At 47.1% G+C, this 12,638-nt stretch carries 10 protein-coding genes; all 10 read right to left on the minus strand.

Features of this window, described 5'->3' with window-relative positions:
* Positions 1-261: 261 nt before the first annotated feature.
* Entirely contained in the window at positions 262-876 is a 615-nt protein-coding gene (locus CAP50_RS09260) for a BLUF domain-containing protein (protein WP_241900735.1), read from the minus strand.
* Between the two features lie 381 nt (positions 877-1,257).
* Positions 1,258-1,971 (minus strand): 2-C-methyl-D-erythritol 4-phosphate cytidylyltransferase, encoded by a 714-nt coding sequence (ispD, locus tag CAP50_RS09265; RefSeq protein WP_100749799.1) that lies wholly within the window; start codon positions 1,969-1,971, stop codon positions 1,258-1,260.
* Between the two features lie 163 nt (positions 1,972-2,134).
* Complete coding sequence (locus CAP50_RS09270; protein WP_100749800.1) at positions 2,135-2,443, minus strand: FtsB family cell division protein; 309 nt, start codon at positions 2,441-2,443, stop codon at positions 2,135-2,137.
* A gap of 119 nt (positions 2,444-2,562) precedes the next feature.
* Positions 2,563-3,879 carry a phosphopyruvate hydratase gene (gene eno / locus CAP50_RS09275; RefSeq protein WP_075100578.1) on the minus strand — a complete coding sequence of 439 codons (1,317 nt, stop codon included), beginning with the start codon at positions 3,877-3,879 and terminating at the stop codon, positions 2,563-2,565.
* 319 nt (positions 3,880-4,198) lie between these two features.
* Positions 4,199-6,547 carry a heavy metal translocating P-type ATPase gene (locus CAP50_RS09280; protein ID WP_100749801.1) on the minus strand — a complete coding sequence of 783 codons (2,349 nt, stop codon included), beginning with the start codon at positions 6,545-6,547 and terminating at the stop codon, positions 4,199-4,201.
* Between the two features lie 601 nt (positions 6,548-7,148).
* Complete coding sequence (locus CAP50_RS09285; protein WP_100749802.1) at positions 7,149-7,373, minus strand: heavy-metal-associated domain-containing protein; 225 nt, start codon at positions 7,371-7,373, stop codon at positions 7,149-7,151.
* A gap of 283 nt (positions 7,374-7,656) precedes the next feature.
* Complete coding sequence (locus tag CAP50_RS09290) at positions 7,657-7,911, minus strand: heavy-metal-associated domain-containing protein (protein ID WP_100749803.1); 255 nt, start codon at positions 7,909-7,911, stop codon at positions 7,657-7,659.
* Positions 7,912-7,947: 36 nt separating this feature from the next.
* Positions 7,948-8,823 (minus strand): 3-deoxy-8-phosphooctulonate synthase, encoded by an 876-nt coding sequence (gene kdsA / locus CAP50_RS09295; protein WP_100749804.1) that lies wholly within the window; start codon positions 8,821-8,823, stop codon positions 7,948-7,950.
* Positions 8,824-9,149: 326 nt separating this feature from the next.
* Positions 9,150-10,784: a CTP synthase gene (locus CAP50_RS09300; protein WP_100749805.1), complete on the minus strand. Its 1,635-nt coding sequence runs from the start codon at positions 10,782-10,784 to the stop codon at positions 9,150-9,152.
* A gap of 187 nt (positions 10,785-10,971) precedes the next feature.
* Positions 10,972-12,033: a porin gene (locus tag CAP50_RS09305; RefSeq protein WP_100749806.1), complete on the minus strand. Its 1,062-nt coding sequence runs from the start codon at positions 12,031-12,033 to the stop codon at positions 10,972-10,974.
* Between the last annotated feature and the right edge of the window lie 605 nt (positions 12,034-12,638).

Genomic DNA, 12,638 nt, shown 5'->3' on the forward strand with positions numbered 1-12,638 from the left:
TTAATTAAGCAAGCCACACCCTTTCCTTCTAACGAGCCACCCTTTTTCTAACTTTTAAGCTCTAGACTCTATTGACGTACTCCCACCACCAAAATCAAACGCTATCTGTCTGATAGATAGCCACAAAAAAGCCAGCATTCATTGCTGGCTTTGCAAGTTTAAAGTTGGCTACACACTGCTTATAGTCCGGTCAAATAAATAAGATATAGCGAAGCTGGTATAAATTTTTTGCCGTACCCGTCGGCGCAGGCTAACCTTCTATCAGATTTTATCTGATAGCATCAGCCACAACAATGCGATGACTATCATCGAGCCCAATACCGTTTGGATCAAAAAGAACGCTTGGTGCTGACCGACTACTTTACTTAAGGTTACCCCTAAGGTACTGTACTTAATCGGTTGGGTATCAATATTACCTGTTCTGATTTGTTCTTCGTAATAGCCTTGTAATACATCCAAAAACCTGCGCCACTCATCCACACTCCAGCTATAGGGCTTAAACGGCATAAGCTTTTTCAACACAGGGTCTCTCGTCATCCAGCGCTCAAGTGTGATAGAGCGCAGCGACCAGCTCGAAAAACGGCGCTCATCAATCGCTGAAAAATCCAAGACATTCATGTCTTTATGCCGATCATCTACTAGCAAGCGATTTTTTAGATTGGTCAAAGCTTGCTCCGACCCCTCCACACATTGCAAGAAATATCCATTGCCATAACAAAGGATACCAGTAATCTCGTCCGTTTGGTTACGCTCAACCGCAATCTCTGAGATGTCATTAAGCGTACTGGGACTTGACAGACCAGTCGAAGTAATCCGGCTGATGTACACCAGCTGGTAAAGATCCGTCGTTACTGGATTTGTCGAATCATTGACCATTGACAATCCGCTTCTCCCTATATTTAGGTTAATGTAGCTAAGACAACCATACTAACGTTAGAAAAAATCTAGAGACAAGACAATTAAAATCAATCAACTGGCTTGTTATATTATTGATTTTATAAGTGTTTATATCAATTGTATTAAGTTAGTTACATCATAGGCCAGTTTCGTCATCAAAGCAACCTATGTTTGCTCTATAATTTTGGTTATAGATAAATAATGATATATTAGTACACCTTTATATTTACTAAAACAAATATATTGGGTGCATCGCTTTGTATTTTTTGCAGCGATAATATACGGTTGTACCAAAAAGACAAGGGGTTTAATAAGCTGATGGTTCTAGCGTCTACGTAAAGGCTATCAAGGTAAAAGCTACTAAGCTTGCAGACTCAAGATAGCAGAGAGCAAGACAGCATCATCAGGATACGTCAATTTGATGTTTTGGCGACTGCCAGCCACCAAGCGGATGGGTAACCTCAGAGACTCAAAAGCACTGGCTTCATCTGTGATTGCTATCTGCTGTTCACTGACATGCTGTAGGACTTTTTGTAATTGGTTTAGTCGAAAGACTTGCGGCGTTTGTGCTTGCCATATATTGCTGCGATCAAGCGTTTGCGCAATATAAGTAGGCAGCCCCGCGTCTTGTACATAGGAGTGCTTGAGGGTATCAGCGACTGGCGTCGCTAAGATGGCGCCATACGGCTCATGCATCGCCGCCGTAATGACTTTATCAATATCACAGCTGGGCACCGCTGGGCGCGCAGCATCATGGATCAAGACCAAATCGGTGTCTGCAGCACCTGACTGCCGAATGGCCTCCACGCCCGCCTGCACCGACTGCCAACGCTCAGCACCGCCAGTGGTGTACTGTACCGGCAAGGCAAAATTGAGCATTTGCGCGGTAGTATCTTCCGCAGCGATGACCAACCAGCACTGCTCGATAAAGGCACTACAAGCGAGCCGTGCCACGCTATGCTGCAGCAATGTCTGGCCTTGAAACAAGGTATACTGCTTGGCCATAGACGCACCAAAACGACTGCCGCGACCAGCAGCAACGATCATGGCATGTATGCGAGGAGTGGTATTCATGAGCCAAGGCCTATCAAAGAAAAATCACGGGAGCCATGAGGTGGCGCTAAAAAAGGGGAAAAGATAAAAAGAGAGAGACTGAAAAGTGTCTGAATGTCATCGTGGTTATAATGATAATGGCAAGACCAAGGTATCGCCAAACGACTGGCTTGATATGCCCGTCTTAATAACGACTGTGCGTCGTCGGCGCCGTGGATACCTGTACAAAGGTTTCATTGGGTTTGATCAAACCTAAGTCTAAACGAGCATGCTCTTCTACCGCCTCAAGACCGTTTTTTAAGTCATGAACGTCCGTACGCAACAAGTTATTTGCTGATACTTGATTGTCATTTAAGCGCTGCTGCTCTTCGATTTGTGTCAGCAGTTTTTGATGCTCAAAATGGCCGTTTTCACCCAGCCAGTACTGATATTGCAGACCTAAGAGTACTGCAACGGCTAAGGCAAGTAGCATAAATTGGCTAAAGTATTTCATAAAGGGTTTGCGCCAAACAAGACAGAGAGGATCAACACAGCTCAGTATGCTGAACGATACCGCAAAAGCAGCCTATCGTCCAGCATACACTTACTTATCGACTGTAACTATAAGAGCGTTTAGCCACGTAGGCCAATGAACTCTTCACGGCCACGGTAGCTGGCGCGTACTTGCTGCTCGATACGTAGCAATTGGTTGTACTTCGCTACGCGGTCTGAACGGCATAGTGAGCCTGTTTTGATTTGACCGGCTGCGGTACCGACTGCCAAGTCTGCAATGGTGCTGTCTTCTGTCTCACCTGAGCGATGCGAGATAATCGTCGCATAGCCATTTTTCTTCGCCAGATAAATGGCGTCTAGGGTTTCTGACAGCGTACCGATTTGGTTAAATTTAATCAAAATCGCATTGGCAATGTGCTTGTCGATACCTTCTTGCAAGATAGCAGGGTTGGTCACAAACAAATCATCACCAACCAACTGAACTTTATCACCGATTTGCTCAGTTAAGTACTTCCAGCCGTCCCAATCTGACTCATCAAGGCCATCTTCGATAGAGATGATCGGATATTGACGCGTCAGGCCTACAAGGTAGTCTGAGAAGCCTTGACTATCAAAAGCTTTGTTGCCCTCACCTGCCAAGATATATTGTCCGTTTTTATAGAACTCACTGGCCGCACAGTCTAGCGCCAAATGAATCTCTTCACCGGCCTTATAGCCGACCTGCTCGATCGCTTGCATGATGACAGTAATAGCCTCTTCGTTGCTACGCAGGTTGGGCGCAAAGCCCCCTTCATCACCGACCGCAGTATTGAGACCTTGTGATTTTAGGACAGACTTTAGGCTATGGAAAATCTCTGTACCTGCGCGCAGGGCTTCTGAGAAACTGGTAAAACCAACTGGCTCAATCATAAACTCTTGGATATCAACGGTGTTGTCGGCATGCTCGCCGCCGTTTAGGATATTCATCATTGGTACCGGCATGGTCAATGATGTCTGATTGCGCAAGTTGGCAATGTATTGATGCAGTGGCAAGCTTTGTGACTTAGCAGCGGCTTTTGCCGTGGCAAGAGAGACCGCGAGCATGGCATTTGCGCCAAGGTTGTCTTTGTTTTCTGTACCATCTAATGCAATCATCGCATCATCAATGGCTTGCTGCTCGGTGACGTCTTTGTCCATAAGCGCACTACGGATCTGGCTATTGACGTTGGCCACGGCTTTTTTGACACCTTTGCCCATGTAGCGATCTTTGTCGCCATCACGTAGCTCGAGGGCTTCACGTGAGCCAGTAGACGCGCCACTTGGTGCAGCAGCACGGCCGATAGTACCATCAGCCAAAATGACGTCAGCTTCGATGGTTGGGTTACCGCGCGAGTCTAAAATCTCACGAGCGCGAATGTCTTTAATTGCGGTGACGTTGGTGGTTTCTTCAGCGTACATAATGTCTGTTAATTCCTTTGGTCATGCCAAGTTTATGGGGTAAATAACGGCAACTAGAATACAAAAAAGATAAAATAAAATATCGTATAGCGCAGGCCCAAACCTGTCTTGCCTACTTAGTATAATCGGCTGGGTTTGGACAAAATCAAGCGTTTATTTACGGCTTTCATGAGCAGCTATCGTACGTGGCATCATAGCATAAATTTCGCCAAACTTCCCTTCTCTTGCACCGACTGACGCTCATAAAGTCATACAAACGCTCGGTTATCCGCCTATCTGGCTCACGGCGATATCGGCGAAGGTGACTGCCCTAGCAGACTTATGCACTTGGCAAGCGCTTATCATCAGTGTGATGAGTAGAGACGGTATTATCTAGCTCAACCTCAGTGCGAAAACGGGTCAAACGTAGCGCGTTCATCAGGACAGAGATAGAGCTTAGCGCCATTGCCGCCGCGGCAATCATCGGGTTTAAAAACCCAAACGCTGCCAGCGGTATGCCCAGCGTATTATAAAGAAACGCAAAAAATAAGTTTTGCTTGATATTGCGCAGTGTGGCGTTGGCGATTTTTTGTGCCGCATCGATATGCATCAGCGACTCGCCCATCAAGCGAGCGGAGGCGCTATGCTGCGCGACATCAGTACCCTCAAACATGGCAAAACTGGCATCGGCGGTGGCCATCGCTGGCGCATCATTGACGCCATCACCTGCCATGGCCACTTTATGGCCTGCAGTTTGCAACAGCGCGATTTGACTGGCTTTATCCCGCGGGCTCATTTGGCCATATGCCTTATCGATGCCCAGCTGCCCTGCCACGTGATCAACCACAGACTGCTTATCACCACTCATCAAGATGACTTGGATGCCGCTTTCTTGTAACGCCGCTATCGCCTGCGGGGTGTCTGCCTTTAGATCATCTGCCAAAGCAAACGCCCCAAGCGGTTCATCATTGATACTAAGCGCTACGGTACTGGCGATTTGCCATACTTTTGGCATAAATTTTGGCAAAGTTAGATTGGCAAATTCTGCCGTGCCGACTTTTACCAGACCCAAGCCTTCGATATTGGCTTGGATACCCGCGCCTTTGATGACGCTGATATCAGTGACAGTCATCAGTGGCAAATGACGCTCGGCCGCAGCATTGATCAAGGCGGTCGCTAAGGGGTGACTGGCATGCGCCTCAACGCTTGCCGCAATTTGTAGCACATCATCGACAGCAATGGAGCTGTCCACCATGACATGATCGACGATAGACGGCTTACCGACAGTCAATGTGCCGGTTTTATCAAGCACGACCGTGTCGATATTGCCCGCCGCCTCGAGGCTTTGCGCGTCTTTAAACCAAACGCCATGGCGCGCGGCCACGCCCATGCCTGCCATGATAGCCGCAGGCGTGGCCAGACCGAGCGCACAAGGACACGCGATGACCAATACCGACACCGCATGCATCAAGGCGGTATCCACCATGCCGGTCAGCCACCACGTTAGCCCAAAGGTAGCCAAAGCGATGGTCACCACCACTGGTACAAAAACAGCCGTTACTCTATCGGCAAGCCTTGCCAAGTCAGCCTTTGAGCCTTGGGCGTCGCTAAGGGCTTTGACCATATCGCCAAGCTGGGTATCGCTGCCTTTGGCACTGACGCGATACAGCAAACTGCCGTTTTCGACCAATGCCCCTGCCAGCAGCTCATCGCCTATTTGTTTTTTGAGGGGCACAGACTCACCCGTCAGATGACTCTCCACGCACCAGCCGCCACCATCTATGACCACCCCGTCGGTTGCCACACGGCTGCCTTGCTTGGCACGCAGGATGTCACCGACTTGCACCGCCTGCAATGCGACATTATGAAAGTCGCCGTTGGGCTGCTGCTGCTCTACTTCATCTGGCGTCAGTGACAACAATAAATCGATACTGTTTAGGCTGTGCTTTTTGGTGCGCTCCTCCAAATACTTACCCGTTCGTACAAAGGCGATGACCATCACCCCGGCTTCAAAATACACAGCGGGGCCATGTCCGTCAGCATATCCACTTTGCAATAGGCTGCTTAACGTACCATCGCCATGAGTCAACCACAGATAAGTAGAATACGCCCAAATAGTCACCGTACCGATGACCACCAGCACGTCCATATTGGCAAGGCCGCCTTTGATAGACGCCCACGCACTTTTATAAAATGGCAATGCCAGTCCAAACTGGACAAGGGTGGCTAGGACAAACTGAATCCAAACAGGCGGCATCCACGCCATACCAAATCCCGTTAGCATACCCGCCATACCAACCAAAAACGGCAACAGACAGATCCATAGCCCGATCAAGCGCCATGGATACTCGGTTGCCGTGTCTTTATCCGTCTGCGCAAACAAGCTGTCAGCGGCTTGCAGATTGGCGACAAAGCCGGTTTTGTTGACCCACTCTGTGACTTGCTCGGGGGTGGTCTGCGCCGGATCATAATCGATATTGGCAGTCTCGCCAGCGAAGTTCACACTTGCCTCATATACCGCCGGCTTTTTGCTAAGTACCTTCTCAATCCGCGAAGCACACGCCTGACACGTCATGCCATCGATCGCTAGCTGCAAGTGCGCACGCTCAGGCGCTATCGCAGTCTTGGACTCAATATCAGTCGCCACCTCATAAGACGGGTCAGTACTGGTGCGGGTAGAATCTTTCATAAATAAAACTCGTGGTTGCGTTATAGCGCATTACATAGTCGGTTTACTCTAAAAGCGGCCAAGACTTCTATAAAGGCAACTGCCATCTCTTAAATAACAGGCGCTTCGTTTTGGGTAGGCGGACTATAGCGTTTATAAATATATAATAAAATCGGTGAAAAAATCTAAATATCAGACGTCAAAATCAGAAAAAAGCGTCTGCAGACAAACAGACTATGCTGGGGCGTGTCCTCATTCTCAATATGAATGATAGGGTCAATCTTAAATAAAAGAAGTACATGGTTTTATCACGCGCGACTGGTATCAATTTTTCTTGCTTGCTGTGCCTGCGTAGACAGAGACTGCGCAAAATTACTCCCAGTCGCACTGTATTTATTTTATAGTGGCTCAACGATAAAAATAAGAACACGCCCTAATCTAATGAGAGATAAGTCCTACTCAAGCGTGGCTATTGCCTCATACCTAGTAAATGGCTACGACTATTCTCTATTCAAGCCCTGCAGCCATGCTTTGCAAAGTTGTCAAAGCAAGTAGACTAACAGCAAGGCTCTCATGAAAAAAACCAGCCATGACAGCTGGTTTTGCGTTAAAGCGGTAAGGCTTACGAGTTGGCGACGGTTGCATCAAAACCTGCCTCTTCGATCGCGGCCGCAATGGCTTCTGCGCTGGTTTTGCTATCATCAAATGTCACCGTTGCCAGCTTGTCAGCCAAATCGACAGTCATGGTATCTAAACCGTCGATATCACCTGTGGCTGTATGGACGCTTGCCACGCAGCCGCCACAAGTCATGCCATCGATATTGATAATACGAGTCTGGGTTGCCATGAGGGCCTCCTTATTGTTATATAACTAACCTAGTTTAAAGTAAATACAGTCATTTACTAAGGGCTTGTCCTAGCATAAGCCCTATCAGAGCCAACAACAAGGCGCTTTGGTATGACTTTATTATCTAACGCCTTCATACTTTATATAATCAAGCTTTATATAATCAAATCCAAATAAATCAGATCCACGGCTGTCACGTCGTTTTTATATTGGATTGACTTTGTCCAGCAGGCGATGCCCGACGCTCACTTTGCGACGCCATATCTTTTAATTATGATAACTTTTAATCATGATAGCGTGGATTTTGCGGTGCATCGATAGGATATGGCTGCGTCACATAATCGACCATGCTAATCGCCGCCGTTAGGGCATGAATACTGGTATCGGTATCATCATAACGCACGGTTGCTATACTGCTTGCCGCATCAAGCTCTATCGCGGTCACCCCTGTAATGTTTTTCAGCGCGGTCATCACACTGTCCAAGCCTTCGGCATCATCGATGTTTTCGATGCTGACTTGTGCTGTCTGAATCGCCATTATCCTATCCTCCTATCATGGATCCCGTTGACGGTATTAGTGAGTATCTAACACCTCAAAACCTTTGACCAAGTCATCAATCTGCTTAAGCTGACGCAAAAACGGCTCCAACTGGCTGGTTCTGAGCGCACAGGGGCCATCGCATTTTGCCACCTCCGGGTTTGGATGCGCCTCCAAAAACAGCCCCGCCAGTCCCGTTGCCATTCCTGCACGGGCAAGGGTGGTGATTTGCTCGCGGCGGCCGCCAGCACTGTCACTGCGCGCGCCTGGCTGCTGCAAACTGTGGGTCACATCAAAAAACACCGGTACGTTCATTTGTTTCATGGTATCAAACCCGAGCATATCCACGACCAAATTGTTATAACCAAAGGCACTGCCGCGCTCACAAAGTATGAGCTTATCATTGCCACCTTCCAAGCATTTATTGATGATATGACGCATCTCATGCGGCGCTAAAAACTGTGCTTTTTTGATATTGATGATGGCATCTGTCTTTGCCATCGCATGCACCAAGTCAGTCTGACGCGACAAAAACGCAGGCAGCTGAATGATATCAGCGACCTCTGCGACCGGTGCGGCTTGATACGGCTCGTGTACATCGGTGATAATCGGTACTTGAAACTTTTCTTTGATTTGCCCCAGCCAGTCGATGCCTTTTTCTAAGCCTGGGCCTCGGTAAGAATGCAAACTAGAGCGATTGGCTTTATCAAAGCTGGCTTTAAACACATAGCCGATGCCCAAACGCTGACATATCTCGACATACTGCTCTGCAATCTCAAACGCCATCTCTTTCGACTCTAAGACATTCATGCCGCCAAACAACACAAACGGCTGATCATTGCCAATCGTGATGGTGCTGTGACTGGGGGTGGTGAGCGTGATATGCGATTGCGCTGTGGTTAGATTGTCCATACCGCTATTTTCCTCTTTATTATAGTGATGTCTCTGCCTGATATTGTAACCGATAACCCAATGAAAGAAAGTATCCTAGCGTAATTAGCCATGACCAAGCGTTGTTATTGTTATTGTTATTGTTATTGCCCGACCAGCTAGGTATAACCCTCTGCATGTATAAAAGCAAAAAAGACCAATCCGAAGATCAGTCTTTTTATAGTAATGCTGTTATCGCATAACATTTATGATTGGTGCGAGCACAATTATTGCCGGCTCACTCATAGCTTTTTTAATAGTAGCAACTCTCTCTACCAAGCAGCGGTTGCTTCCTACTAAGCTAACGACTACTTCGTTTCGCTATAGTCTTTTGCCGCTTTGACAAAGCTATTAAACAGCGGATGGCCACCACGAGGCGAGCTGGTAAACTCAGGATGGAACTGTACCGCGATAAACCATGGATGATCTGCAATCTCAACCGACTCAACCAAATGCTGTTTGGCAGAATAACCCGAGATACTCATACCCGCTTGCTCTAGTGGCTCGATATAACGATTGTTCATCTCATAACGATGGCGATGACGCTCAGTGATGTTTTTGGTGCCATAAATCTGTGATAGCTTGCTACCAGCGACCAACTCCGCTTGTTGCGCGCCTAGGCGCATCGTGCCGCCAAGATCTGAGTCATCGCTACGAATCTGTAGCTCGCCGCGCTCATCTAGCCATTCAGTGATCAGACCGATGATAGGCTCAGCGGCAGTACGATGAAACTCAGAAGAGTTGGCATCGATATGCAGCACATTACGGGCGTATTCAATCACCGCCAACTGCATACCCAGACAGATACCCAGATACGGCACTTTGTTTTCGCGGGCATAAGTGATGGCTCTCATTTTACCAGTGGTACCGCGCTCACCAAAACCACCTGGTACCAAAATCGCATCGGCATCGTTTAGACGCGCATACAGCTCATCGTCCGTCTCTAGTAGCTCAGCATCGATATAGTCAATTTTGACATCTGACTGATGCACGATACCGGCATGTAGCAACGCTTCGTTGATCGACTTATAGGCGTCTGGTAACTCGACATATTTGCCGACCATCGCCACCGTCACTACCGCTTCAGGGTTGAGCTGGGCTTCGACCACTTTGTCCCAATCGCTCAAATCCGCTTCTGGTACATCAAGACCAAAACGCTCACAGATTAGATCGTCAAGATCTTGCTCATGTAGGGTGCGCGGGATTTGATAGATGCTTTGGGCATCTTCACACATGATGACTGCGCGCTCTTCGACATTGGTAAACAGCGCAATCTTGCGGCGGTTGTCTTGCGAGATATGGTGCTCAGAGCGGCAGATGAGAATATCTGGCTGCAGACCGATAGAGCGTAGCTCTTTGACTGAATGCTGGGTCGGCTTAGTTTTGGTTTCGCCGGCACTAGCGATATAAGGCACCAGCGTTAAATGCATGAGCATAGCGCGATTGCGACCAAGCTCTACTTGCATCTGACGTACGGCCTCCATAAATGGCAGCGACTCGATGTCACCGACTGTACCGCCAATCTCGATAATGGCGATATCGTAGCCTTCGCCACTGGCAAGAATCTTACTTTTGATTTCATCAGTGATGTGCGGGATGACCTGTACGGTACCGCCCAGATACTCACCGCGGCGCTCTTTGTTTAGCACGTTTTGATAGATACGACCACTGGTAAAGTTGTTGCTCTTAGTCATCTTAGAATGGCGTAAGAAGCGCTCATAATAGCCCAAATCTAAATCCGTCTCTGCGCCATCTTCGGTGACAAACACCTCACCATGCTGAAATGGGCTCATCGTACCTGGATCGACGTTGATATACGGATCCATCTTGGTCATCGTGACAGTCACGCCACGCGCTTCTAAGACCGCAGCAAGAGAAGCGGCGGTGATACCTTTTCCTAGTGAGGACACTACCCCACCGGTCACAAATATAAACTTGGTCATAGTACTCTTTCGGTAATTGGTAAAGAAGGATTTTACTAAAAATACGCCATAAAATATAGGGCAAAAATGCAAACTGTCTGAAACTCTTGTTTTGTACCTCAGCGGTAGACTTTTGTCACAAATAATACATACAACAAAAAAACCCACCCCGAAGGATGAGTTTTTTATTTAGATTCTAATGGTTAGATTAGAATTTGTATTCGATACCACCACCGATACCAAAACCATCAAACTCGCTCTCAACTTTTACAAGAGGTGCAGTTACTGTAGCCTCTGAGCTTAAATAAGCACCATATAGGTGACCAGTCGTTGCCGCGTTAAACGCATATTTGCCGCCTACTACCGCACGGAAAGCTTCAGCATCGTCAGCACCACCAACGTTGTTTACGAAATCACCTTGAGCATAGGCAGTCCAAGGAGTCGCTGTCGCCATCTCACCACTGATAGTGAATGCATTTTCGTTGTCATCACTGTCAAAATCAGTGTTTTGATATAGAGCGCCTAGTGTCACTACTGGGCTGATAGCATAGTTACCACTGACACGAGCAACTTTAAAGTCGCCTGCTTGGATGTACGTAGCACCAACGTTCATTGGACCTGCTTCGTATTTACCACCAACACCAAACGCATCGCGGCCTAGTGTATCAGTATTGTTGTCTTCATCCATGGCGTACATCGCCATGAACTGCATGCCATTGATGTTAGGCGAGAAGTAGTTGAAAGTGTTGTTAGTACGCGGTGCGTCAAAGCTTGCAAGTACGACATCACCACCTAGTACGCCACCTTGAGTCACGTTAGCAAAGTTTACGTAGTCATCGATAGCTGATAGACGACCAGCAAGCAATGTACCGTACTGAGCGTTTTTCAAACCAAGATAAGTGTCACGTGAGTAAAACTGATCTGACTTTTCCATACGGCCACCGTCTGCATCTACAAAAGCATCACCAGCGTCAATATCGATACCGTACTCTAGTTGATAAACTAAGTCAGTGTTTGCAGTTAGTGCTTCAGAACCTTTTAAACCAATACGTGAAGCATTTGAGTTTAATTGGCTACGACCATCAGCGTCTACTGAAGTTTTAACAACACTATCAACGCTTCCATCAGTGTTATAAGTCGTTGTAGTTGTGTCATTGTCACCAGTGTTTACATCTAAAGTTAAGAAGCCTTTACCGTAGACAGTTGGAGCGGCATTGGCTGCAGAAACAGATAGAGCAGCAACGGCTGTAGCTAAAAGTAGTTTTTTCATGGGGTATCTCCACTTTACAATTGTAGTAATGAGCGAGCTATTATTAGCTGGTGCCCAATTGGTATCGTCACAAATCCTCAAAGATATAATGTGTAACTGGCTACCGAGATTAGTCAGAAACAAGTGTGGCGAAGTTTTATTACAGTAAGATGAAAAAACCATGACTTACATAACCAGCATCAAAAAAGTAACTGCCATGTAAACGTTGGTCTTTATCCTTCTGCTGCGTAACATCCGTTACCAAACTCATACTTCGAGTACAAGCATAACAACTTTGACATAATTTGCAACATATTTTTTTGTACTTTTAACGCGATATCTGGCGCACTCCATATCTTTTATAGCGCTCAGGCTTTGAAAAAAACAGCCATACAATGCGCTTAAATACCAATGGCTTATCGTAAGTTTTATGACAAACCATTCGATTACGCCCACTGTATTACGTACAAAAATAAAGCGCTACTTATTCACTGATAAGTAGCGCTTATAAGCGAAACAGCATTATCGCTATCTACTATCGACACCGGGTCAATATAGCCATGTAGCAATATATACATGCATCGACACAGCTTTTATGCCGATGCAATAGGATAGCGACGCACACT

It is taken from the genome of Psychrobacter sp. L7 (genome assembly GCF_002810365.1).
Lineage (GTDB): Bacteria > Pseudomonadota > Gammaproteobacteria > Pseudomonadales > Moraxellaceae > Psychrobacter > Psychrobacter celer.

Excerpts from the sequence above, each read along its gene's own strand:
- CAP50_RS09260 (WP_241900735.1), bottom strand. The coding sequence starts at position 876 with ATGGTCAATGATTCGACAAATCCAGTAACGACGGATCTTTACCAGCTG.
- CAP50_RS09280 (WP_100749801.1), bottom strand. The coding sequence starts at position 6,547 with ATGAAAGATTCTACCCGCACCAGTACTGACCCGTCTTATGAGGTGGCG.
- CAP50_RS09300 (WP_100749805.1), bottom strand. The coding sequence starts at position 10,784 with ATGACCAAGTTTATATTTGTGACCGGTGGGGTAGTGTCCTCACTAGGA.
- eno (WP_075100578.1), bottom strand. The coding sequence starts at position 3,879 with ATGTACGCTGAAGAAACCACCAACGTCACCGCAATTAAAGACATTCGC.
- ispD (WP_100749799.1), bottom strand. The coding sequence starts at position 1,971 with ATGAATACCACTCCTCGCATACATGCCATGATCGTTGCTGCTGGTCGC.
- CAP50_RS09290 (WP_100749803.1), bottom strand. The coding sequence starts at position 7,911 with ATGGCGATTCAGACAGCACAAGTCAGCATCGAAAACATCGATGATGCC.
- kdsA (WP_100749804.1), bottom strand. The coding sequence starts at position 8,823 with ATGGACAATCTAACCACAGCGCAATCGCATATCACGCTCACCACCCCC.
- CAP50_RS09270 (WP_100749800.1), bottom strand. The coding sequence starts at position 2,443 with ATGAAATACTTTAGCCAATTTATGCTACTTGCCTTAGCCGTTGCAGTA.
- CAP50_RS09305 (WP_100749806.1), bottom strand. The coding sequence starts at position 12,033 with ATGAAAAAACTACTTTTAGCTACAGCCGTTGCTGCTCTATCTGTTTCT.
- CAP50_RS09285 (WP_100749802.1), bottom strand. The coding sequence starts at position 7,373 with ATGGCAACCCAGACTCGTATTATCAATATCGATGGCATGACTTGTGGC.